Annotated in this window: 15 protein-coding genes and 1 riboswitch; of the genes, 4 read left to right on the top strand and 11 right to left on the bottom strand. The window is 47.1% G+C overall.

Features of this window, described 5'->3' with window-relative positions; all coding sequences use genetic code 11:
• Window positions 1-228 precede the first annotated feature (228 nt).
• The 7 genes from moeB to thiS all read right to left on the bottom strand — a co-directional run bounded on the left by moeB (window position 229) and on the right by thiS (window position 11048).
• Complete coding sequence (gene moeB / locus ACMA1I_RS09635; protein ID WP_337068107.1) at window positions 229-1314, bottom strand: molybdopterin-synthase adenylyltransferase MoeB; 1086 nt, start codon at window positions 1312-1314, stop codon at window positions 229-231.
• A 134-nt stretch (window positions 1315-1448) separates the two neighbouring features.
• Window positions 1449-5438: an FG-GAP-like repeat-containing protein gene (locus ACMA1I_RS09630; protein ID WP_337068106.1), complete on the bottom strand. Its 3990-nt coding sequence runs from the start codon at window positions 5436-5438 to the stop codon at window positions 1449-1451.
• 262 nt (window positions 5439-5700) lie between these two features.
• A complete protein-coding gene (thiH, locus tag ACMA1I_RS09625) occupies window positions 5701-6810 on the bottom strand; it encodes a 2-iminoacetate synthase ThiH (protein ID WP_337068105.1) in 1110 nt (369 codons plus the stop codon).
• A gap of 259 nt (window positions 6811-7069) precedes the next feature.
• Window positions 7070-7843 carry a thiazole synthase gene (locus tag ACMA1I_RS09620; protein ID WP_337068104.1) on the bottom strand — a complete coding sequence of 258 codons (774 nt, stop codon included), beginning with the start codon at window positions 7841-7843 and terminating at the stop codon, window positions 7070-7072.
• A gap of 191 nt (window positions 7844-8034) precedes the next feature.
• The gene (locus tag ACMA1I_RS09615) at window positions 8035-8697 is read right to left on the bottom strand and encodes a thiamine phosphate synthase (RefSeq protein ID WP_337068103.1); all 663 of its coding nucleotides are present in this window, start codon (window positions 8695-8697) and stop codon (window positions 8035-8037) included.
• An 8-nt stretch (window positions 8698-8705) separates the two neighbouring features.
• A complete protein-coding gene (gene thiC / locus ACMA1I_RS09610; protein WP_337068102.1) occupies window positions 8706-10568 on the bottom strand; it encodes a phosphomethylpyrimidine synthase ThiC in 1863 nt (620 codons plus the stop codon).
• 276 nt (window positions 10569-10844) lie between these two features.
• Window positions 10845-11048: a sulfur carrier protein ThiS gene (gene thiS / locus ACMA1I_RS09605; protein ID WP_337068101.1), complete on the bottom strand. Its 204-nt coding sequence runs from the start codon at window positions 11046-11048 to the stop codon at window positions 10845-10847.
• Between the two features lie 78 nt (window positions 11049-11126).
• A riboswitch (TPP riboswitch) is annotated at window positions 11127-11233 on the bottom strand.
• Between the two features lie 222 nt (window positions 11234-11455).
• Between thiS and ACMA1I_RS09600 the strand changes: the two genes are divergently transcribed.
• Entirely contained in the window at window positions 11456-12799 is a 1344-nt protein-coding gene (locus tag ACMA1I_RS09600; protein ID WP_337068100.1) for an MFS transporter, read from the top strand.
• A 213-nt stretch (window positions 12800-13012) separates the two neighbouring features.
• Here the strand turns inward: ACMA1I_RS09600 and ACMA1I_RS09595 are convergent, their stop codons facing one another.
• The 4 genes from ACMA1I_RS09595 to ACMA1I_RS09580 all read right to left on the bottom strand — a co-directional run bounded on the left by ACMA1I_RS09595 (window position 13013) and on the right by ACMA1I_RS09580 (window position 19566).
• Window positions 13013-15502, bottom strand: a complete 2490-nt coding sequence (locus tag ACMA1I_RS09595) for a LysM peptidoglycan-binding domain-containing protein (RefSeq protein ID WP_337068099.1) — start codon at window positions 15500-15502, stop codon at window positions 13013-13015.
• A gap of 874 nt (window positions 15503-16376) precedes the next feature.
• Window positions 16377-17021 (bottom strand): O-methyltransferase, encoded by a 645-nt coding sequence (locus ACMA1I_RS09590; protein WP_337068098.1) that lies wholly within the window; start codon window positions 17019-17021, stop codon window positions 16377-16379.
• A gap of 81 nt (window positions 17022-17102) precedes the next feature.
• Window positions 17103-18335 (bottom strand): pitrilysin family protein, encoded by a 1233-nt coding sequence (locus ACMA1I_RS09585; RefSeq protein ID WP_337068097.1) that lies wholly within the window; start codon window positions 18333-18335, stop codon window positions 17103-17105.
• 91 nt (window positions 18336-18426) lie between these two features.
• Window positions 18427-19566 (bottom strand): glycosyltransferase family 1 protein, encoded by a 1140-nt coding sequence (locus ACMA1I_RS09580; protein WP_337068096.1) that lies wholly within the window; start codon window positions 19564-19566, stop codon window positions 18427-18429.
• 199 nt (window positions 19567-19765) lie between these two features.
• On the opposite strand from ACMA1I_RS09580, the gene ACMA1I_RS09575 reads away from it, so the two are divergent.
• The 3 genes from ACMA1I_RS09575 to pyrR all read left to right on the top strand — a co-directional run bounded on the left by ACMA1I_RS09575 (window position 19766) and on the right by pyrR (window position 23845).
• Window positions 19766-21055: an aminopeptidase P N-terminal domain-containing protein gene (locus tag ACMA1I_RS09575; protein WP_337068095.1), complete on the top strand. Its 1290-nt coding sequence runs from the start codon at window positions 19766-19768 to the stop codon at window positions 21053-21055.
• A 449-nt stretch (window positions 21056-21504) separates the two neighbouring features.
• Window positions 21505-22932 (top strand): OmpA family protein, encoded by a 1428-nt coding sequence (locus ACMA1I_RS09570; protein ID WP_337068094.1) that lies wholly within the window; start codon window positions 21505-21507, stop codon window positions 22930-22932.
• 364 nt (window positions 22933-23296) lie between these two features.
• A complete protein-coding gene (pyrR, locus tag ACMA1I_RS09565; RefSeq protein WP_337068093.1) occupies window positions 23297-23845 on the top strand; it encodes a bifunctional pyr operon transcriptional regulator/uracil phosphoribosyltransferase PyrR in 549 nt (182 codons plus the stop codon).
• Window positions 23846-23848: the final 3 nt, after the last annotated feature.

Raw genomic sequence — 23848 nt, 5'->3', positions numbered from 1 at the left:
CTCGCAGCGTCTCTCAGACCTGCGAGCGTTTTAGGTGCTACAGCGCAAATTATTTTAATGAAATAGGCCTTCCAGAGGTTTTGCTGCTCCTGGTGATATTCTGTAAATTCTGATTCAGACAATCTGCTTCGTCGCCAGCAAGACACTCGCAGGTGTGGAAGACCCTGCGAGGTCATACGAGGTGTATGTTTTTAATTTCTAATTTTGACATTTTAATTCGGCGCAGCTTTAGTAAGGGTACCGCTCAATACCGCCGGTGAGGTTGTAAAAGGTGGTGTTAGGGAAGTGCCTCTGCAGGATTTGTACAGCAGCCCGGCTTCTGTTGCCGTTCTGGCAGTGCACCACTACTGTTTTGTGCGGCTCCACCTTGTCAAGGTTTTGTTCTAATATGCCTAGCGGAATCAGGAGGCCTTGCAGGTTATATTGCTCGTACTCGTTCGGCTCCCGCACGTCCAGCAGCTGAAGGTCGGCAGCTTCGTCGAAGAGATCTTTTAGTTCATCAGCAGAGAGTTCATTTACTTCTTCCGAAGCGGCAGTAGGAGGAGAGCAAAAAGCTTCGTAGTCGGATTGCAGTTCTGTTATCTCTGCCTGCGCTGTTCTGCGGAAGTTAATGGCGCTGGTTTCCAGGGTCAGGGCGTTGAGCATGAACAATCTACCAGATAGAACTTTGCCCATTCCGCAGATGATCTTAATAGCCTCGTTGGTCTGAATAGTGCCAATCATGCCGGGCAGCACGCCCAGCACGCCTGTTTCTGCACAATTCGGCACCTGGTTTGGCAGGGGCGGCTCAGGAAAGAGGCAGCGGTAGGAGGGGCCGTTCTGGTAATGAAAGACTGTTACCTGTCCTTCGAACTTAAAGATGGAGCCGAACACCAGCGGCTTCTGCAGTATGGCGCAGGCATCGTTTACGAGGTAGCGTGTCGGGAAATTGTCGGAGCCATCTACCACCAGGTCATAAGCTTGCACCAGGTCCAGCGCATTCTGCTCCGTAATACCCTGCCCGTGCACCTGAAACTGCACAAACGGATTCTGCTGCGCCAGCTTTCGTGCTGCTACTTCCGCTTTGAGCTGTCCTACGTCTTCTGAGTTGAACAGTACCTGCCGGTGCAGGTTGCTCTCCGACACCACATCAAAATCAGCAATGCCAACTGTGCCCACGCCCGCTGCTACCAAATACTGCAGCACCGGACAACCCAGTCCGCCTGCACCAATTACCAGCACCCGCGCCTCCTTCAGCTTCTGCTGACCAGCAGCACCTATTTCTGGCAGTATCAGTTGACGGTTGTATCGGTTGTATTCGGCTGGGGAAAACATGCTTTATGTAAGTTAGAATTTAGAGTTAATGTACTTTGTTAGTTAAAGAAATTTTGGCTTCCAATTTGTTAGCTAATCATTTATCTGTTTCCCGCTTTAAATTTAGTATTACTTAATTAGTTGAAATATTTTAGCTATAGCTTCATAAATTTGTTGAATTCTATTTCGCCTGTTTCCAGTTCAACCTGCGCTAAGTAGAGCCCGGGTGGTAGACTTATTATGTTCACGGTTACCTCAAATATTCCATTTAGGCGCTGTTTCCTAAATAAATGCCCGTTTGCATTATAAATAGTTAGCTCAAGCATAGAATGCTCGTTCGAGCGGATCACTAGCTGATCGTAGGCCGGGTTTGGATATGCTTCTATCTGCCTGTTTATCTCCGGTTCAGGCAATTTGATGGAGACGGCATCCGACGTGTTGAAACAGTTATTTGCTCCTACCTCTACTCTGTACTGACCACTGTGGTCTACAATTAATACTTTAGTAGAGTCCACAAGCAGAGTATCATTTCTGTACCAGCGGTATACCTCGCCGGCGGAGGCGGTTAGTTCAGTATCGTTAATGGTAATGGCAGCGACTGGGATAGGCTTAATTGTTATATAGTCTTCTGCAGCACTCACAGTGCCTCTCTGCCCATGTACTTCGAGCTCTACTTTATAACGCCCCGCTTTGACATAGGTGTGGGTAGGATTAGTTTCTTCAGATGTTAGGCCGTCCCCGAAGTGCCATATTCTTTTTACAATGCTTTCAGATGAATTTATGATAGTCCGATCTTTAAAGCTAGCTGGATCTCCTTCACAAGCACCCTCCAACAACATAGCTGCCAATAGTTTATGTTCCAGTTTGGCAACAAAAGCCTGCGGAAAAAAAATTATTTGCTGCTTGGTTGTTAATGCAATATCATCCAGTGCTACACTCCTCACAAAATTACTGTGAACAATAGCCTGATCCTGTTTATCAAATGCGATGTAAAGCTTTGTTGGGTTATCAACCGTAGAAGTATTCCTGATTATCTTGGACCAAGCTACTTTACCGTCAGGTGTATATTTTGCAATAAATGAGTAAGGATGCTCAGTATCTATCTCGGGCTGCAACTGCAGGTAATTTAGATTCACCGGCCCCGATGCCGCACCAGCTACATAGCAGTTCCCTTCTTTGTCGAGCCGCAAATCGTATAGCCATCCTGTTTCGGATTGTCCTACTTTCATGGGTCTTATCCAGAGCATATTACCATCCAGATCGTACTTGCACAGGAATGCGCTGCCGGTCTCGTAATACTCATTATGAAAAAGCGTTCCATCAGTCTTTTTTACAGAGGAAGTCAGCACCATGTACAAGGCATTATTATGCTGCACAATTTTCTGCGGCTCCACACCTTTTTCGTTTACTGCAATTTCTTTATACCAGAGTACTTGCCCCTGCTTTGAATATTTTTGTAGTACTGTTTTAAAAGCTTTTACAGGATAAGCACTATAGATTGGCTGGTTGGCAATCTGTTCCTGATACGCTCCCAACTGGTAAACATTATCTTGTGCATCTGTGGTTATTCTTGAAATCCCCAGTTGGTAATTATCCACATATTTGTACTCTGAATAAGAATAGGTTCTGATGTAATAATCAAATGGAGCAATCTCCCGCACTGTATTTAAAACATTATCTTTGGAGTACTGTAACATATACTGGCTCCATCTGGAGTTGTTCGGGGTAACAGGAATCCCTATCTCTTTGCCATCAATTGTGCCCTGCCCAATAATGCTGAATTCTATGTTAAAGCTTCCATCCTTATTGACATGCACGGCTGCTGTGGACGACTTTGCCTTCTCTATTTTTAAAGGCTTATACCAGATTAAATTAAAATCAGAGTCGTATTTAAGCATTATGCGGTTACCATCAGCATGAAACAATATGTCTCCGGTTGCAATAACTCCCCAGAAAGATCCTATTAGATAGATATTGTTCTCCTCGTCAGTTTGAATGTTGGTGAGAGTGCTGACTGTATTAGTCATATGGTTCTGTCTTAAAATTAGCGAACCATTGATGACTTTTCCGTCAGGAGTATACTTAAGCAGAAAATAATTTAAGTTTACAGGACCATTCATGTACTCCTTTACCGGGTGAAGCGTGATATCCCCAGAATAAAGCGAATCGGTCCCGTAAATAGCGCCCAAAATAATAGTATTGCCCTCTGAATCGCTTATAGCATCGAAACTACGCGTTCTGACAGCCGATTCCACTGTTGTTGCCCAAGAAAATTCAGGCACAGCAACAGGATGTTTCAGCACGTAAGCGCTGGCCGATGTTTTGTCGGATGGCTGGCAACCTGAGCTACTGACCGACTGCACATAATATGACTGATCGTGGGTAAACATATGTTCAAAAAAAGGCCCGGTATGCATAAGCGTTCCTTTGTCATTGTACCACTGAAAAACCAAGTCCTGACGCCCATCAGGGTCAGAGGCTTGAAGTCGCATAATTGCAGGGCCTTCTTTGCTCACAACATCTTCTACAATGGGTGCCTTAGGTTTGGCAGTTACCTTTATGTAAACCGGCACGCGCTTGCTTTTGCAGCCATTCTGGTTTCCTATTTCGACGAGCAACGTTTGTTCAATTTTTGGTAATGTCAGTGTATTGCCTGAATAGGAGGAGGGACTGCCGCTGGCATCATACCAAGTATAGAAATTGCCTACACCTGGATTTTTCATCGAGAGAACAAATGGTTCCTGATTAGGGCAAAACCAAAACTCTAGGCTATCCTCAATGGTTAGGGCTGATGTTACCTTGATCGGATAGGTAATGGTGCTGGTTTTGCCTGAGCCTGAGGTAACGTGCAGTTTTACCTGGTAGGTTCCTGCTTTTGAATAGGTGTATTCTGGATGTTTAACCGAGGCAGTACTGCCGTCGCCAAAATCCCATTCCCAACGTATTATCCCCTGTCCTAAGCTCCTATCCCGGAATTTAACTTCTGTCAAGGAGCACGGGGTAAACTCTGCGTTGAAGTCAGCCTGTATTCCTTCGAACTGTGGTATCAGACTTTTGTACATGCCAATAAGTCGCCAACCATATTCAGCTGTAACAAGATCTAGCTTCCCATCCTGATCCATGTCTGCACCGCGCATGGAGGTTTGGGTCCAGAATCCTGGAGTACTGGTTGTCAGGTAGGTGGATGTGAATCCGTCGTTACCTTTGTTCTGGAAAAAGGTAAGTCTGCAGGTAGTTGGGCACCCGGCGGCTATGTCTGGCAGCCCGTCCTGATCAAAGTCTTGTACAAGTATAGAACTGTAGTTGTCCGCAGAGTTGGCAATTTCGTGCCGCCGGAATTCGCCGTTTCCCTTGTTCTCGAACCAAGCTAAGTTTTGTCCAGAACTATAAGGTCCTGCCACGACATCCAAATCGCCGTCACGGTCCATATCACTTAAGATCATTTTCGCAGACCCGATATTCACCGTTCTGGAAACTGAAAAATCTTTCCCGCTATATAAAGTAGTACCAGTCAGGATTTCAGGCCCGGGCACCCCATCTAGATCCCCTACTACCAGATGGTCTGTTGCTGCTATATGTTGAATTTCTTTAACTGGCCAGTTGCTGTTCCGGCCCCTGTTCTGAAGCCAAATCACCTTATAGGAGCTATGCAGGTTCGGAAGCACGATATCAGTTTTACCGTCTTGGTCCATGTCGTATAGTTGCAACATGGCTCCTTTGCCCAGATTACTCCTAAGACCTTGGATAAGTACTTGTGGCGCATCTGTAAAACTGCCCTTGTTGTTGTACCACACCATAACTTTATTGGAGCCACTGTTCCCGGTAAGCGCGATTATATCTCTATAACCGTCTCCGTCCAAGTCAATGGCCTCTAAAAAAACAATTGCTCCATGCCTGTTAGATTCGGTAAGGATGTTTTCAGTTAATGTGCCATTTGCGTTGTGGATGTAGTATGAGGCCGTGTGATTGTCGTTAGATGTAACTATATCCGGACGTCCATTATTGTTAAAGTCCTCTACTGCCATGGCCCAGGGAGCTTTAAAAGCTTGGTCAACAAGAATTTCTTTTGCAAAATACTGGCTAAACGCTGTTGTCGCCTGAAGGAATAGGAATCCGGAAAGAAGCACTATAGTTCTAAAAATCATAGCAAATTTTGTGTCTATATAACATCTTATAAACGTGCTACAATATAAATAAGGATTTCTAAATATAGTGCTAATTTTGTATTATATTTAAGAATAGTGACTGTCCTCTGGAAATTAAAGCCTGTAGTATAGCACCTAAGAAGTAAGTGTCGTAATTTGAGCAGAATGATAGAATGCTTTGTAGGAGTGGAAGTAGCATACTCAAAGTAAACCGAAATTTTAGCCTGCTCAATAGCTGCTCCCCAATTCAATCTCAAACTTTCTAACTCAATACATTGTCCCAATCCTTCCAAACAGCTTCGTAGCCCTGGGTGCGGATCATGCTGATGATTTCAGCGGGGGTGCGTTCGTCGCTGATTTCGAACTGCTCCAGCGCATTAACTTTGGAAGCATAGCCGCCCGGATCTGTTTTGGAGCCGGCACTGATGGAGGTGATACCGAGCCGGATCACGTTGTTACGAAAACTTTGGCTCTCCCTGGTGCTGAGCGACAACTCCACTTCCTCGTTAAAAATCCGGTACGCACAGATCAGTTGCACCAGCTCCCGGTCGTTCATCTCTACTTTGGGTGGCAGTCCGCCAGAGAAAGGCCGTAGCCTCGGGAACGAAATAGAATACTTCGTTTTCCAGTATTTCTTTTCGAGGTAGCTCAGGTGCAGCGCCGTGAAGAAGCTGTCGGTGCGCCAATCTTCCAGGCCAATCAGTACACCCAAGCCGATTTTATACACATCTGCCTTGCCCAAACGGTCAGGAGTGTCGAAGCGGTACTGGAAGTTAGATTTTTTGCCTTTGGGATGGTGCTTTTTGTAATCTTCCTGATGATACGTTTCCTGGTACACCAGCACCGTGTTCAGCCCCAATGGTATGAGCTCTTCGTATTCATGTTGGTCCAGCGGCTGTACCTCCATGGAGATATGCGAGAAGTAAGGGCGGATGAGCTGAAGCACATTTTTAAAATAAGGGACTCCCACCGTTTTGTTTGCCTCACCGGTTACCAGCAGCACATGGTCGTAGCCGTAGCTTTTGATCACCTTCACCTCCTCGAGTATCTGCTCGTCGGTGAGGGTGGTGCGGGGCATAGGGTTGTCGAGGCTGAAGCCGCAGTAGGTGCAGATGTTCTGGCACTCGTTAGAGAGGTAGAGTGGAATGTACATCTGCAGTGTTTTGCCGAACCGCTTCTGCGTCAGTTGCTGACTTAGCCGTGCCATTTGCTCCAGATAGGGCATGGCAGCCGGAGAAATCAAAGCTTTAAAATCCTCCAAATCTCGTGACGATTTTGCCAGTGCCCGTTCTACATCTGCACCTGTTTTGGCATAGATGCTCTGCTTTACTTGGTCCCAGTTCTGTTGCTCAAATATGTCTGCGAAAGTCACTTGGTATAGTTAAAAGTTAAAAGTTTTGCTGGTTGTTAGTTGTTGTTTGTTTGATGATTAAATTGTTGCTTAGCTGGCGCGAGCTTGCAGCTCGTATCATATGCTGTGTGCCCTTGATAGGAAACAGCTTAATTACCTTCAGAAGGCTGTTTTCATTAGAATAATTTGTCTTTATCTGAAGGTAATTGCTGTTCTGTACTGAAAAGGTACGAGCTGCAAGCTCGCACCAGCGAAAGGACCTTAACCAATCATTCAACAATCAAATCTCGTCAAGAAAAGCCGTCAGCGGGCTACTGGCTTCTGCTACACTACCTGTTGGAGCCAGCTTGGCTTCGTAAGCCATACGACCTGCTTCTACGGCCATTTTAAAGGCTCCTGCCATTTGCACCGGGTTCGGCGAAACGGCAATGGCGGTATTTACCAGCACCGCATCGGCTCCTAACTCCATAGCCTCGGCAGCATGCGAAGGAGCGCCAATGCCAGCATCGACCACCACCGGCACATGACTTTGCTGAATTATAATTTTCAAAAACTCGCGTGTTTGCAGGCCGCTGTTGCTGCCGATGGGCGAACCAAGTGGCATGACGGCTGCTGTACCTACGTCCTCTAATCGCTTGCACAGTACAGGGTCGGCGTGGATATACGGTAGCACAATAAAGCCCAGTTTCACCAGCTCTTCCGCCGCCTTCAGTGTTTCGATGGGATCGGGGAGGAGGTACTTTGGGTCCGGGTGAATTTCCAGTTTAAGCCAATTGGTTTCGAGGGCTTCGCGTGCCAATTGTGCGGCGAAAACAGCTTCTCGGGCATTGCGCACGCCTGAGGTGTTGGGCAATAGGTTAAACTGCTCGTGCGAGAGGTGTTGCAGAATATCATCGTCCTGCTTGTGCACATCTACTCGCTTCAGGGCTACCGTTACCAGCTCCGAGCCGGATGCCAGCAGCGCTTCCTCCATCTGCTGGCTCGAGCTGAACTTGCCCGTGCCGGTAAAAAGGCGGGAGCTGAATGTTTTATCTGCTATAGTTAATTGTTGCATGTTGTTCTTCCTGAAAAATGTTTTTCACATGACCTCGCAGCGCCTAAAAGACCTGGGAGTGTCTGTGCCAGTAACTTCTGCTGATCTGTATTACTAGCAACAGTATTTTTTGCTTTCAAAAGCTATCATTATTTATTTGAGTGCCCGATCAGTTTCAGCTGTTCTGTTAGCTAAAGACGCTTGCAGGTATTTTAGACGCTGCGAGGTCTAACATTATCCTGCTTCAGCTGCAGCTCCTTCCGAAGCTTTTGCATTTCACCCAATTTATCTGTTGCAAGGTTTATAACCGACGACACCGCCACACCATGCACCCCTGTTGCCAGCAAAGGAGCAATATCTGCTGCCAGAATGCCACCAATGGCTACAACAGGTGTGGTAATACCTGCAAGCTGGCACTGCTGCAGGATTTGTTCAAAGCCGCTCAGGCCTAGAATCGGGCTCAGGTTTTGTTTGGTGGAGGTGAAGCGAAAAGGACCGAGGCCAATATAATCGACTCCGGCCGCTGCCAACTGCTGCACATCCTCGAAGATATTAGCTGTGCCTCCTATAATCTTATCAGCACCTAATAGCTCCCGTGCCTCCACCGGCGACATGTCTGTTTTGCCCAGGTGAACACCGTCTGCGCCTACCTCTGCGGCTAACTTTGCATTATCGTTTATAATAAAGGTGCTGCCATAGGTGCGGCAGATCGCCTGCGTTTGCAGGGCCTCCTCTTTCCATTCCTCGTATGGCTGGTCCTTTACCCGTAACTGCACCCAGTCCGCGCCGGCGGCACAGGCTACTTCAGCGGCTTGTGCATGAGTGTTGCTGTTCAGCGCCTGCGTGATGTAGTGCAGTTTTGCTATGTTCTTCATCGGGAGGTTTATAAATAAATTTCTGATCCCTGCGCCTTAAATGCCTCTGCTCTTTCGGCCATGCCTTTGTCCAGCACTTCTTCTGTGGCTACACCTGTTTTTTCGGCGTAGTCGCGTACTTCCTGGGTTATTTTCATGGAGCAGAAGTTGGGGCCGCACATGGAGCAGAAGTGGGCTACTTTAGCACCTTCAGCAGGTAAGGTTTCGTCGTGGAACTCGCGGGCGGTATCTGGGTCGAGCGACAGGTTGAACTGGTCCTGCCACCGGAACTCGAAGCGCGCTTTGCTCAGGGCGTTGTCGCGGTACTGTGCGCCGGGGTGACCTTTGGCTAAGTCGGCAGCGTGGGCAGCCAGTTTGTAGGTGATGACACCGTCTTTTACATCTTTTTTGTTCGGCAAGCCGAGGTGCTCTTTCGGGGTAACGTAGCAAAGCATGGCAGTGCCAAACCAACCTATCATAGCGGCACCAATGGCCGAGGTAATGTGGTCGTAGCCGGGCGCAATATCGGTGGTGAGGGGGCCGAGGGTATAGAACGGTGCTTCGTGGCACTCCTTCAGCTGCTTCTCCATGTTCTCCTTGATCAGGTGCATCGGAATGTGGCCGGGACCTTCAATAATCACCTGTACATCGTGCTTCCAGGCAATTTTTGTCAGCTCGCCCAGCGTCTCCAGTTCGGCAAATTGCGCGGCATCGTTGGCATCGGCAATACAGCCGGGGCGTAGTCCGTCGCCCAGCGAGAAGGCCACATCGTAAGCTTTCATGATCTCGCATATCTCTTCGAAGTGTGTGTACAGGAAGCTTTCTTTATGATGCGCCAGGCACCATTTCGCCATAATAGAACCACCTCGCGAGACAATACCGGTTACACGTTTGGCTGTGAGTGGCACGTAGCGCAGCAGCACACCTGCATGAATCGTGAAATAGTCCACACCCTGTTCTGCCTGCTCAATGAGGGTGTCGCGGAAAATCTCCCAGGTCAGGTCTTCGGCTTTGCCGTTCACCTTCTCCAGCGCCTGGTAAATAGGTACGGTGCCAATCGGAACAGGTGAGTTGCGGATAATCCACTCGCGGGTTTCATGAATGTTTTTGCCGGTGCTAAGGTCCATGATGGTATCGGCGCCCCAGCGGCAGGCCCATACGGCTTTTTCTACTTCTTCCTCAATGCTGGAGGTAACAGCAGAGTTGCCGATGTTAGCATTAATCTTCACCAGGAAATTCCGGCCAATAATCATCGGCTCGCTTTCAGGGTGGTTGATGTTGCTCGGGATAATGGCACGGCCTGCTGCTACTTCGGCTCTTACGAATTCGGGTGTGATGAAGCCTTTGGGTGTATTAGCTCCGAAGCTGTGGCCTTCGTGCTGATGCCCCAGCTCCTTCAGTTCCTGGATGCGCTGGTTCTCGCGGATGGCGATGTACTCCATCTCGGGCGTGATAATGCCTTTGCGGGCATAATGCAACTGGCTCACGTTCTGCCCCGGCTTCGCCTTCAGCGGTTTGCGGATGTGTTCAAACCTAAAAGCATCGAGGTTGCTGTCTTCTTTTCTGGCTTTGCCATAGGCTGAACTCACGTCCTGCAGTTCCTCCACATCACCCCGGTTCAGAATCCATTCTTCGCGCAGGCGTGGCAGGCCCTGACGCACATCAATCTCGACACTAGGGTCGGTGTAGGGGCCACTGGTGTCGTACACGGTTACCGGTGCATTGGTTTCGCGGGTTTCCTCGCCCAGGAATTTATGCACAGTGTCTTCCAGCACAATTTCACGCATGGCAACTTTAATATTGTGCAGCTGGCCCGGCACATAAACTTTGCGGGAGCCTGTAAAAGGAGAGCGCGTAATGGCACTGGCGGTTGGTGTTTTTTCTTTTCTCATCTTTTTTAGATACTAGATGTTAGATTTTTTGGAAGTACACAAGACACAGGACTTTTCAAGTGATGCAAAATGATTTGTCCTATCTATTTCTTTGATTCTGGTGCTGGAGGAAAGGCTAGCATGAGTCTCACTGCTAGTGCGAGCTTGTAGCTCGTACTTTCAACTTTTAAAACCAGACTTGCTGCCAATTTGACTACAGCCGATTAATCTTTCAATAGAGCAAATAGGAGGTACGAGCTACAAGCTCGCACCAGCAACAGGAGGAAGCGGTTTGGCTTACCCGCCCTGTGTGGCTTTGATGACGGTGAGTTTATCGTTTTCCTGCAGTTGGTGTGCCTCCCATTGTATTTTGGGCACAATCTGGTTGTTCACGGCAATGGCGATGCCACGCGTGTGGGGCAGCTGCAGTCTGTTAAGGACAGCAGCAACGGTTTGGGGAAGCTGTAGCTCCTCCGGCTGGTTGTTAATAAATATTTTCATGGTTTGCTCGGGATGTGATGCAGGTAGCATGAACGCTGGTGCGCCGAGCGGCAACAAGAAGAAGTAGGAAGACTGGTGTGTTTCTCATATACTTTTCCCTTCGTCAGTGCTAACTGTATCAGGTTCAGAGGGTATATCTCAGTTCTGCGCTTTGTTTTTGTGGCAGAACACCCCTAAAGTGTATTCCAAAGGTAGAAGGAGCGTTGGAGAAAAGCAATTACTTTTTTAATACAGACAGGTTTTCCTACAGCAGTAGCTGGTGCAGACACCTTTGGAGGACCCTTTTCATTTAAATAATTTGGGCTCTGCACTTCCGTTATAAGGTGCATGCAATAAATCAAAAATCAGATAACTTGATAGCAGGCATATTGCGTAAGCAAGAGGCGGTGTGGAAGATTAAAAACAGAATGGATAAAGAAGTACTACAGCAGCAAGAACCTCCTGGCAGGTTAAGTGGCATGTTCAGGGCCTTAAAGTACCGCAACTATAGGCTATTTTTTGTAGGGCAAGGTATTTCGCTAATCGGCACCTGGATGCAGCAGATTGCCCTAAGCTGGTTGGTGTACCGCCTGACTGATTCTGTTTTTTTGTTGGGAGCTGTAACATTTTGCAACCAAGTGCCCGCTTTCCTTTTGGGTCCGATTGCGGGAGTGGCTTCTGATAAGTTTAACCGCCACCGGACACTCCTTATTACGCAGGCACTCTCTATGGTGCAGGCTTCTACCTTGGCCGCACTCGTTCTGACAGATCAGATTCAGGTCTGGCATATTCTGTCGCTAAGTGCCTTTTTGGGTACCGTTAATGCATTCGACATTTCTGCCAGGCAAGCTTTTGTGATCGAGATGGTAGAGAAGCGGGAGGATGTGAGCAATGCCATTGCCCTGAATTCTTCTATGTTTAATATGGCGCGCTTGGTAGGTCCGTCTATTGCAGGTATTCTGATTGCGCTGGTAGGAGAGGGCATGTGCTTTTTGCTCAATGCAGTGAGCTATGTGGCCGTAATTGGGTCGCTGCTGCTCATGCGGCTTAAGTTTGTGGAGCGAGTGAAGCAGGAACGAAAGGTATGGGCTTCTCTGACAGAAGGCTTTAGCTATGCCTTCGGGTTTGCGCCCATACGTGCGCTGCTACTCATTGTGGCGCAGCTGAGCCTGTTTGGGATGCCCTTTAGTGTGCTCATGCCGGTTTTCGCCCGCGACATTCTGCATGGCGGGGCTAACACACTTGGTTACCTGATGGGAGCATCGGGTGTGGGAGCATTAGTTGGGGCCTTGTTTCTGGCGCAGCGCAAGTCGGTGCTGGGCATGGGCAAACTGATTGTGTTTACGATGCTGCTGTTTGGGGTGGGCCTAATGGCTTTTGCGTTATCGGAAGTGCTACTGGTATCGCTGGTGTGTATGTTTGTGAGCGGATTTGGCATGATCGTGTCGATGGCCTCTTGTAATACTTTGCTGCAGACGATTGTGGAAGACGACAAACGTGGTCGTGTAATGAGCCTCTACAGCATGGCTTTTATGGGCATGGCACCCTTTGGCAGCATGCTGGCAGGAGCGGTAGCAGAACATATTGGCGTATCGTATACACTGGTAGGTTGTGGGTTCCTGGTCGCCATCAGCATAGTACCATTTGCTTTTAACCTCGCCAAATTGCGCAAACTCGTTTACCCGATCTACCAGCGCCTCGGTATCATTCCGGAGATTGCCACAGGTTTGCAATCTGCCTCTAACCTTACTGCCCCACCTGAAGAGAGATGATTTTTGGCCAAACCAGAAGGGAAGACCTTAAAAGATGGTTTTTGAGAGGAAGAGGGTATAAGCAGCCACATCAAAAAAGCCTCCGGAAGGCCATTTTTATTAGAATAATTTACTCTAAGGCCAACTCTAGTAAATATCAGATTATAAAAAACACCTGCGCCTGCTCCAGGAGGGGCAGGCGCAGGTGTAGAAGCTTATCTGACAACAGCAGAACTATTTTTTCCGGATGAGAAGCTTTTCGCCTACTTTCACACTAAAGTCGCTTTTATTATTCCATTCCATAATCTCTTTTATGGTGATATCGTGCTTGCGGGAAATCTGGTACAGGCTCTCGCCGGTTGCTACGGTGTGGTACTTCGATTGATTGCCTCCGGCTGTGCCAGATGGCTTATTCTCGACTGGAGCTTCCTCGACTACCTCGGCTGGGGCTGTTACCTGTAGCTCCTGCCCGATAGAGAGGCCGGTTGCTGTCAGGTTGTTCCAGGCTTTTAGTTCATCTACCGATATACCATACTTTTTGGAGATTTGGTAGAGTGTTTCGCCTGCCACCACAGTGTGCGTGTGAACAGGCTGTGTGGCAGGGGCAGCTGCCCCGGGCTCCTCTGCCGGTATTACTTGCGGCTCAGCAATAAGCAGTACCTGCCCTACTTTGATAGGCGTTTCTCCTAGATCATTCCAATTAGAAATATCATTAATAGAAACAGCATAGGCTCTGGAGATACTATAAAGCGTTTCCCCTTGTTTTACAGTATGCTGGGCAGGTGCAACAGCCGGAGCTGCAACAGGGTTGTCTGCCGGTAGGTCTCCCTGCTCCACAACTGTACTTTCCTGCTGCTCAACCTCTTGTTCCTTTAGGGGTTCTTCATCTAACGGCTCTATTGTTATTTCCTGCACTGGTTTTGGCTGAGGCTCCTGTGCGGGAGGGGGCAAATGAGTTTCTACAGGTTTTGGTTGCGGTTTGGTTGTAGCGCCTGGCTCAGATTCCCAGGAAACGCCTCGCTCAAAAAGCACCGTATCGGCAACTACTTTGGTTTTTGCTACAGTCGCAGGCGTTATAGTGCCGACTGGTTGAGTGGCTGCCGGGGTTTCTGTTTGCTTTGCTGGTGTTGTAGCAGTGGTGGTTGCTTTTTGCGACTGGCTGCCGGGGTATATGGCCTCGTTCTTTACTTTGGCTGCGGGAGCAGGAGATGTTGATTCCTGCTCGTCTAGTTCAGTCTCCACAAGTTCAGTTTCTTTTTGCTCTTCCTCCGGTTCGTCTACTGGTTCTTCCATTGGAACAGGTTCAGGCTCATTTTTTTTGCCTTTTAGGCTGTTGATGAGCCTGGTAAAGAAGTTGCCTTTTGGTTCTTCCTGCTGAGGGGCCTGCTTTTGTGGTGCTGATGTCTGTTTTACAGGTGCTTGTTTAGCCGAAGCAATTGGAGCAGGCGCAGCCGCAACAGCGGACTTGTTCAGGTCGCGCACCTCCACCGGAGTTCGGGCGGGGCGGCGTTTTTGTAGCCAGAGCACACGGCCTGCCACTGGGGTTTCGCTGCGGTCCATGCGGTTATTAAACACCAGGTGGCTCAATTGAATGCCATAATGCTGCGATATCATGTGCATGGTCTCGCCGGGCTGCACCACATGCTGTGCCACATCGGCACTTGTTTTCTTTTGCTCCAGGTAATAAATTCCTCCTTCTTTTACTTCATCGAAGCTGTAGAGGTCGTTGTATTTCTGGAATTTGCGCAGCGATATGTTGTTTTGTTTGGCGAGTTTTTCTTTGGTGTCTCCTCTACGGGCTACCAGGGCATTGAGGCCATGTAGTTTGGTGATAGAGGTGGTGGTGGCATATCCCGCCAGGTTGCCGGTTCTGGCTACAGGACCTTTAGAAGCCAGTAAAGTAGGATCTTGACCGGAACGCATCGGTATCATGACGTAGTAATCTTTGTCTGATGGAATAGTGCCGCCTAAAAGCCATTTGTTGTATTTCTCCAGCTCTCCTGCATCTATTTTGGTTGCAAGTGCAATATCGAGCAGGCTTTGACCAGGAGTGCAGCGCATTTCGCTCAGCATCAGCGTCGGACTGGTGGTTTTGCCTACAAAGTTCTCGTAGGCTATTTTATGCGCCAGGTAAGTAAGCAGGTAGGTATGTGTTTTCTCAGTTACTTCCATTCTCTTGCTGCCTATATCAGAGGTTTTGGTGGCCGCTTTGGCGCCAGTTGGCCCCAGGTAGTACGAAAGAATGGTGTTGAACCAATTGTTGTAGTAGGTGTTGCTACGCTTGAAATATTTGGCCGCCCCTCTGCTGGCTTCTATAATATGCCTGCGCTCATCTATAATATGGTCCATGCGGAGGTTAAAGTCGGAGGCCGCCTCTTTTTTAAACTGCCAGTAACCTACGGCATTCGAGGTAGAAACAGCATCGCCGATCAGTCCGCTCTCCTGCAGTGCCAGGTATTTAAAATCATCCGGAACACCTTCTTCTTTAAATGTGCGCTCTATCCAGGGGAAATACGCATCAGCCAGTTCCACCCGGTTCCTGAAGTATGTTTGATTGCGGTGCAGGGCATCCACTTTTTTCTGGATTTCCTGCTGTGCCCTGTCTGATATTCTAATTTGGATATCGGCAACGGTAACATTTTTAGGAACAATTACGGCTTGTGCCAGTGCGAGGACAGGCAGCATAAGCAGCATTAGGAGGAGAAGGGGCAGGTTCTTTCTCATAGGTTAAAAAATAAGGCTATTTTATTTGGCTAAAGGAAAAATATCTCTACTTTCTGTTTAACGAACTGCAGGTAAAGAGCTATTATATAGGCTGTTCTATATGTAGTGATATTATTGCGAAATTAACAGAATTACTCCCTTATTTTAAAATCTGAAGGAAAGATATTTGACTTTTTTTTGCTGAAGCCGGTTCTGAGTGTGTGAGCGAAGGCGAACGTGCAGAGAGGGGAGAAGGCTAAGCTGTTGTTAGTGTTTGTGTTGCATTAGTGTAGCTGCCAAACTTAGAATATGTGGCGACATTTGTCTGATGTGGCGGAAGCGCGTTACCACCTGTGGTAAAATTATTCTAATGGAATTAGCCTTCCGGAGGATTTTTTGAGGATGTATTACCTAGAGCTTACTTGATGCACAGATTTCCTTTAACCCACTGACAATTTCAGATGCCAGCTTTTCTCTTCTCCTCCAATATTTCGGGTAGTCCTATTTTTGTCGTCTTAGGAGGAAGATCTTGTGGGCTAGATCCGTCAGCAATGGCTACTGACTCCCTCGCTAGTGCGAGCTTGTAGCTCGTACTTTCATGCCAACGGTTTAACCTTCTATCGTGAGCGAGATTCGTTAGCTTCTGCTATTTTTGGTTTGGTCTAAGTTCGCATAGCTTTTTTTATTGCTGTGACTTTGGAGTGAAGCTGTTGTATTGCTGGCTTCCTTGTTCTTTTTGTTTTGATACAAAAAGAACCAAAAAAATCAAGACGATTTTGAACTCGCTGAACGCTCAAACAAAAAATCGTCAATAAGGGCACCTGGCAAAGCAGTCTGCCCTGTAGCTTGCTGCCAACCAAATTATTCTAATGAAAAAGGCCTTCCGGAGGTTATTTTAGAGCTTTCGCGCTACGAGCAGGCCGTCTCGGACGGGTAGCAGGATGTTTTCCACGCGTGTATCGTCGTGTATCTTTTTGTTGAAGGCGATGACGGCAGCTGTGTCTTCGTCGAGCTTTTTGCGGTACTTTTCGAGTACCTTGCCGCTCCAGAGTACATTGTCGGCAATAATGTAACCGCCAGGAGCTACTTTGTCGAACACCAGGTCGTAGTAGTTGGCGTAATTTATTTTGTCAGCATCCAGAAATACAAGATCAAAAGCGGTATCGAGCGACGGGATAATCTTCAGTGCATTGCCGATGTGGAGCTTAATGCTGTCTTCTAGACCGGCCTCTTTGAAGTAGCCCAGTACCCGGTCTTCCAATTCCTCGTTCTTATCAATGGTATGTAGGGTGCCGCCTGGTTGCAGCCCTTCGGCTAGGCAAAGGGCGGAGTAACCAGTATAGGTGCCTACTTCCAGAATCTGCTTTGGCCGAATCATCTGCGAAAACATGGCCAGCAAACGCCCCTGCAGGTGACCAGAGAGCATGCGGGGTTTCAGCACCTGTAGGTGCGTCTGCCTATTTACTTTGTGCAGCAACTCACTTTCTGCTGAAGTATGGTCTTCGGCGTAGCGTTGCAACTCTTCGTCTAAGAATTCCATGTTGTTAGTTTGAAGATTTGGTAATGAAAAGCTTGTTGTCTCCTCATTTTTAATTCATAATTTCTGATTTTTAATTCCCAGCTACGCCGGAACATAGTTCAGGAAACTTAGCTGGTCTTCGCGTAGCACATCGTTGGCAATCGTTACCAGGTCGTTGGCGGTAATGCCTCTTATCTGATCAAAGATTTCATTCAGCGTATCTACCTTCTCCTGGTCGAGAATACTTTTGCCCATCATCATCATCAGGCCCATATTGCTTTCTTCGGCCATAGCCAGTTGGCCCATGAGTTGCTCCTTGGCTGTGTGGAGTTGCAGCGAGCCCAGTGGTTTTTCGCGGAGCTTTTTCAGTTCTTTTAAAACTAATGAAGTAGTGCGGTTCAGTTGCTTTTTCTCTGTGCCAAAGTAAATTGAAAGCAGGCCTGTATCTATATACGTAGCGTAATTGGCATCTATGGTATACACGAGGCCATGTTTTTCGCGCACGGCCAGGTTAAGCCGCGAGTTCATGCCAGGACCACCCAGCAGGTTCACAAGCAGGAAAAACGGGATGCGGCGCTCATCATTCAACGCATAAGCAGGGCCGCCTAATACGCAATGCGCCTGCGAAATAGGCTTTTCGAAGGTGACTGCGTGTGGTGTATACCCCTTGAACGGAATCCGATCGCGCTGTTTACTGATAACAGGTATTTCCGACAGGTATTTCTCGGCCAGCTGCACCACCTTTTTAAAAGGCAGGTTGCTCACAGAGCAGAATACAAGCGAATCGGTGCTCAGGTTTCTAGAAATAAAATCCAGAAAATCCTTCTTCTTGAAGCTCGAGACGCTTTCTTTGGTACCTAAAATATTGTTGCCGAGTGGATGGTTTTTATAAACCACGTTATCGAACTCATCTACAATAGCCTCCTCGGGAGTGTCGAGGTACATGGCCATTTCCTCCAGAATAACGCCACGCTCTTTTTCTATTTCTTTCTCCGGAAAAATAGAGTGAAAGGTAATGTCGGTGAGCAATTCGAATGACTTTTCAAAATGCTTATCGAGGACAGAGCTGTAGAGGCAGAGCTTTTCTTTGGTGGTGTAGGCATTAAGTTCGCCTCCCACCGTTTCGAGCCTGTTCAGAATATGGAAAGACTTCCGTTTGGTGGTTCCCTTAAAAGCCATGTGCTCCCAGAAGTGCGCAAGGCCTAGTTCTTCAGGTAACTCATCGCGGCTGCCTATATCTAAAATAAAGCCGCTATGTGCAATTTTGGTATGTAGTACTTGTTTGTGAACGATTCGGATGCCGTTCGACAATATATGGATATGATAATCAAGCATTCAGTAGGAAAATTGGAGGACAAAGGTACGAAAAATGTACCATACTACAGGCACTACATGAGAACTGCTCACACAAAATCGTTGCCAGCAGCTATTTTAGGAGTACCTGCTCATAAAGTTTTTGCAGCTGCGCGGCAGTGTGCTCGGGCCGGAACTTTAAGGCATGTGCATACCCTGCCGAAATCATCTGCTCCCTCAGGGCAGGATCTTCCAATACCTGCTGCATGGCTTTCCCCAGTGCCTCTGTATCACCAGGAGCTACATACAGGCTTCGAGGGCCTCCGGCTTCCTGAAAGCAGGAGCCAGTAGAGGAAATGACTGGTATACCGCTGTTGAGCGCTTCTACGATAGGTATACCAAACCCCTCGAACAGCGAAGGGTAAACAAACAGACTGGCAAGCTGGAAAATGGCAGGTAACTCCTGAAACGGAATATAAGGTAGAAAGTGCACCTTTTGCTGAAGTCCATGTTGCTGCACAAAAGCTTCTAGTTGCGCAGCATAAGGTGTTCTGCGGCCAACAAACACGATGCTGGTAGAATGATGTAGGCCTTGGCCATGCCAGGCCCTAAGCAGCAGTAGTTGGTTTTTGCGCTGCTCAAGCGTGCCCACACTTAATACATACTGCTGGGGCAGCCTGTATTGCTGCTTAACCTGCTGCAGTTGTGCTGGCGTGCATTTTTGATGAAAAGCCGGGTCGCAATCTTGATACACGACACTAATATGTGAGCTCCTTACGTTAAAGTATGATATAAGATCGGCCTTAGTCTGCTCCGAGATCGCGATAATATGATTGCTGTGCTGGCAAGCATACTTTACTTTTTGCCTGTATATAAGCCGGTCTAAAGGCTTGTATAGCTCCGGGAACCGTAAAAAGATAAGGTCATGAATAGTGACAATCGTTTTAGGATAGTTTTGCGTTAACCCAATCGGGAGCTCATTGCTAAGCCCATGGTAAATATCTACTGGATGTTTAAGGAAAGTACGCTGCATACCAAATACGCGCCACAAGGAGGCAAGCTTTTTCTGAAGCCCCCGCACTGGTCGCACCACCTGCACAGATGGCGCAGATGGATAAAACTGGTCGAAAAGAGACGAGACTTTAGGAGTGAAAAGTAGATACTGCTGATCAGGATTATGCCGGATCATGCTTGAAATTACGAACCTGCTGTAGTTGCCAAGCCCCGATGTGTTGTTAAAAGCGCGTTTGGCATCGTAGCCGATTCTGATCATATAGTTGCTTTTTTTCAGTTTCAAAATTACACTTTATCTCTGTGATCTAAAATTGGGCATATGGAGCCTGAACCTCAGAGTGTTGTACTTTCTTTGAAATTTGATAATAGTTTTTTCGGTATATTGTTTTACATTTGTGCCGACAAGGAGGGGGGCGTTACTTTTGGAACGCCTAATTTATCAAGAAAAGCTATAAAACATGCGATACTTGCCCGTTACGAATCAGTTGTTTGTCCGAAACCGACAGAACTTCAGAAAGCAGCTGAAACCTGGTTCTATTGCTGTTTTTCATGCCAACGACATTATGCCAACTAATGCGGACGGCACAATGGCCTTCAGGCAGAACAGCGACTTGTTCTACCTTACGGGTATAGATCAGGAGGAGAGCATTCTGCTGCTTTTTCCCGATTCCAAAGACCCCAACATGCAGGAAATCCTTTTCCTGCGCGAAACAAACGACCTTATTTTAACTTGGGAAGGTTATAAACTTACCAAACAGCAAGCCGCAGAAGTTTCCGGTATCAAAACAATTTTCTGGCTCGACGAGTTTAAGCAGGTGCTTCATGTGCTTATGTCGCAGGCAGAACATGTGTACCTGAACACCAACGAGCATATGCGGGCGGTGGTAGAGGTAGAGACCCGCGATGCACGCTTTATTAAGTGGTGCATGCAGCAGTATCCACTGCACAAGTACGAGCGAAGTGCGCCTATTATGCACCACCTGAGAGCTATAAAATCAGAGGCTGAAATCGAGCTGATGAAAAAAGCCTGCGCTATTACAGGGCAGGCGTTCAGGAGGTTGCTTGGTTTTATTAAACCAGGTGTAATGGAGTATGAGATAGAGGCGGAAATTTACCACGAGTTTCTTCGGAACCGGTCGCGTGGACCAGCCTACAGCTCTATTATAGCCTCTGGTGCCAATGCCTGCATTCTGCACTATACCGATAATAACGAGGAGTGCAAAGACGGAGAACTGGTGCTGATGGACTTTGGTGCTGAGTATGCCAATTATGCCGCCGATTTAACACGAACAGTGCCGGTAAATGGCAAATTTACAAAGCGGCAACGGCAGGTATACGATTCGGTGCTGCGCGTAATGAAAGCAGCCATTCAAATGCTGGTGCCTGGTAATTCGCTGGATCAGTACCACTCCTTTGTTGGTACTGTTATGCAGAATGAGCTTATAAATCTGGGGCTGCTCAACGAATCTGATGTGCGTAACCAGGATCCTGCAAAGCCGCTTTACAAAAAGTATTTTATGCATGGCACCTCTCATTTGCTTGGGTTAGATGTGCACGATGTTGGTAATAAATACAGGCCTTTTGAGGAAGGCATGGTGTTTACATGTGAGCCAGGAATCTATATAAGGGAAGAGGGGATTGGAGTTCGCCTGGAAAACAATATTCTGGTAACCAAAAACGGGCCGCTAAACCTAATGCAGGATATTCCATTGGAGGCAGATGACATAGAGCAACTCATGAAGCCATAGCCTGTGCTTTAATTCAGGCCTTTATATAAGTTCCATCCTTTAACTCTAGAAAATTATGAAAACACGCCACATTGATGAGATTTAGAACCTGAAAACCAAAAAAAATTACGATTTAAAACCTTTTCTAAAACAAAGAGTTGAAATAAGAATCTAATTAGATGGTATCTGCTACCATAGGTCCGGTACCGGCTCACAGTAATAGACCTTTATCATAGAATATCAAGCGCTTAGGAATAGCTTGAATATAGGAATAATTTAAGGGCTCTTTTATAAAAGAACATTACTGCTTATCCTTATTTCAGACACTCTCAAACACCAGAAACTTAATTAACCCTGTTTTTTCGTACATCAACTAAAACTAACCTGTAAACATGTACGTATTGTCATATCAAAATATATTTCATAGAATTATGCGAACACATTTAACAAAACTATGTACAATTGCATTTATGCTTGTATTCCTGCTGTCAGCAAGTACAGCCTTACTTGCACAAAATGCAGATCGGCGCACTAACCTGCAGATTTATGGTAGTGCACTTCAATATAAGGGTGAATTAGAAAACCAGTTTTTCGAAAGCAACAGGCTCGAGTGGGGCGGTGGTTTATCAGTAAACCGTTACCTGAGCCCATCTTTTGATCTTGGTCTTCACCTGACCTATGGTAGCACCGAAGCTCACCAGAGCGATCAGAACAACTTTGATGCACAAGTAGGAAGCGCTATGCTTGGCTTACGCCTTAAAATGTATGGTACTATTCTGAAAGAGGATGCCTTTATCGGACCATACTTACAAGTTGCCGGTGGTGGTATGCATGTAAGAACTGAAGGTGCGACAAACGGTGCTGCGGTTGCTAAAAACAACTTTGTGACAGCTGCTGCCATGGGTGGTGCTGGTATCCGTTTTCGTTTCTCTGATGCTGTTAGCGCTTTTATTCAGTCTAACTATGTGATTACAGGAAACGATGGTTTCGATAATCAGCCATCTAGCGGTGATAACGACCGTTTCTTAATGCATAATGTTGGTCTTGGTTTTAACTTAGGCCGTGCCACTGACACAGACGGTGACGGTGTGCCAGACAGAAGAGACAAGTGCCCAGACACTCCAGCTGGTGTGCAAGTTGACAAAAATGGTTGCCCTATCGACTCTGACGGTGATGGTGTGCCTGATTACCTTGATCAATGCCCAACTGAGGCAGGAACTGCTGCAACGCAAGGTTGCCCAGACCGTGACGGTGATGGTGTAGCTGACAAAGATGACCGTTGCCCAGATGAGGCAGGTTCTGCCGCATTGCGTGGTTGCCCAGATTCAGATGGTGATGGTGTTCCAGATATTGATGACAAATGCCCAGACACTCCTGCAGGCGTACAAGTTGGCCCAGATGGCTGTACTGTAGACTCAGACGGTGACGGTGTTCCAGATGATCAGGATATCTGCCCTAACACTCCTGGACCTGCTGAAAAAGGTGGTTGCCCAGATCTTGATGCCGCTACTCTGAAGTTAATGGAAGAGAAAGTTCGTTTCGAATTTAACCAATCAAGAGTTCAGGACGGATACCAGCAGTTACTTGACAGCATTATCGTAGCGCTTGAGAAATACCCTGACCATGTACTCCTGATCAAAGGTCATGCTGACCACATTGGTTCTGAAGAGTACAACCAGGCTCTGTCTGAGCGTCGTGCACAAGCTGTAAAAGATTACTTAATCTCTAGAGGTGTAAGAAACGCTGACAGACTCGTGACCAGAGGTTACGGCGAAACGCAGCCACTCGTAAAAGTTAATACTCGTCTTTCTAAAGCAAGAACTGCTAAAGCTCGTTCTCAGAACAGAAGAGTTGGCTTTGAGATGAACACCCCAGATATGAAGTTAGACTTGCCATAAGCTAATAATAACTCCATAAGCCAAAAAGGGGGCTGCAGAAATCTGCAGCCCCCTTTTATTTTGTCTTGTTTTTCCAAATTTTGCCTCCGGAAGGCCATTTTTATTAGACAAATTTGTTTAGGGTGTTGATTCTGTAATGAGCTGATGTATTGATCATTGATTTAGATAAAAAGGATAATGAGTAATTGAATTACTTATAGGTAGAACTAGTCCTAAGGTCTGGCATCTGAAATCTGGCAAAAGGCTTATTTCATTAGAATCATGTAGAAGGCCTGTTCATAAATCAGGTATTGGAAAGATTACCTAGCTTAAAATTTTAGATTCTTTAGCTGAACTCTCTATATTTGCAGCTAGAACTCCGGCTATGCAGAAAAGACTTATCGTTAACCACCAACTGCTCGAGATAATGGTGATGCGCCTTTGCCACCAACTCATCGAGAACCACGGCGATTTTTCTGACTCCGTGATTATTGGTTTACAGCCCCGAGGCCGCCAGGTAGCACAGCGCCTGCAGGCTAACCTGGAAACTATACTAGGCGTACAGGTACCCACCGGTTACCTCGATACCACCTTTCACCGCGACGATTTCAGGAGAAGAAATACACCGCTCACTGCCAATGCCACCCGCATTGACTTTCTGATTGAAGGAAAAAAAGTAATACTCGTGGATGATGTGCTTTATACAGGACGCTCCGTACGGGCTGCTCTGGATGCCATGATTGCTTTTGGTCGACCGGCCAACGTAGAGTTGCTGGTGCTGATTGATAGGCTACACAGCCGCCATTTGCCCATAGAGCCAACCTATGTTGGGCGCCGTGTTAATTCTATTCAATCCCAGCGAGTGCTGGTAGAGTGGAAGGGGCAAGACACACAGGAAGACAATATCTGGTTAATTACCAAAAACGAAGACTAAATT

It is taken from the genome of Pontibacter sp. 13R65 (genome assembly GCF_047525655.1).
Lineage (GTDB): Bacteria > Bacteroidota > Bacteroidia > Cytophagales > Hymenobacteraceae > Pontibacter.
This window is presented reverse-complemented; position numbering and strand designations above follow the sequence as displayed.

Excerpts from the sequence above, each read along its gene's own strand:
- ACMA1I_RS09575 (WP_337068095.1), top strand. The coding sequence starts at position 19,766 with ATGCGATACTTGCCCGTTACGAATCAGTTGTTTGTCCGAAACCGACAG.
- thiS (WP_337068101.1), bottom strand. The coding sequence starts at position 11,048 with ATGAAAATATTTATTAACAACCAGCCGGAGGAGCTACAGCTTCCCCAA.
- ACMA1I_RS09595 (WP_337068099.1), bottom strand. The coding sequence starts at position 15,502 with ATGAGAAAGAACCTGCCCCTTCTCCTCCTAATGCTGCTTATGCTGCCT.
- pyrR (WP_337068093.1), top strand. The coding sequence starts at position 23,297 with ATGCAGAAAAGACTTATCGTTAACCACCAACTGCTCGAGATAATGGTG.
- thiC (WP_337068102.1), bottom strand. The coding sequence starts at position 10,568 with ATGAGAAAAGAAAAAACACCAACCGCCAGTGCCATTACGCGCTCTCCT.
- ACMA1I_RS09600 (WP_337068100.1), top strand. The coding sequence starts at position 11,456 with ATGGATAAAGAAGTACTACAGCAGCAAGAACCTCCTGGCAGGTTAAGT.
- ACMA1I_RS09585 (WP_337068097.1), bottom strand. The coding sequence starts at position 18,335 with ATGCTTGATTATCATATCCATATATTGTCGAACGGCATCCGAATCGTT.
- moeB (WP_337068107.1), bottom strand. The coding sequence starts at position 1,314 with ATGTTTTCCCCAGCCGAATACAACCGATACAACCGTCAACTGATACTG.
- ACMA1I_RS09615 (WP_337068103.1), bottom strand. The coding sequence starts at position 8,697 with ATGAAGAACATAGCAAAACTGCACTACATCACGCAGGCGCTGAACAGC.
- ACMA1I_RS09570 (WP_337068094.1), top strand. The coding sequence starts at position 21,505 with ATGCTTGTATTCCTGCTGTCAGCAAGTACAGCCTTACTTGCACAAAAT.
- ACMA1I_RS09620 (WP_337068104.1), bottom strand. The coding sequence starts at position 7,843 with ATGCAACAATTAACTATAGCAGATAAAACATTCAGCTCCCGCCTTTTT.
- ACMA1I_RS09630 (WP_337068106.1), bottom strand. The coding sequence starts at position 5,438 with ATGATTTTTAGAACTATAGTGCTTCTTTCCGGATTCCTATTCCTTCAG.
- ACMA1I_RS09580 (WP_337068096.1), bottom strand. The coding sequence starts at position 19,566 with ATGATCAGAATCGGCTACGATGCCAAACGCGCTTTTAACAACACATCG.
- ACMA1I_RS09590 (WP_337068098.1), bottom strand. The coding sequence starts at position 17,021 with ATGGAATTCTTAGACGAAGAGTTGCAACGCTACGCCGAAGACCATACT.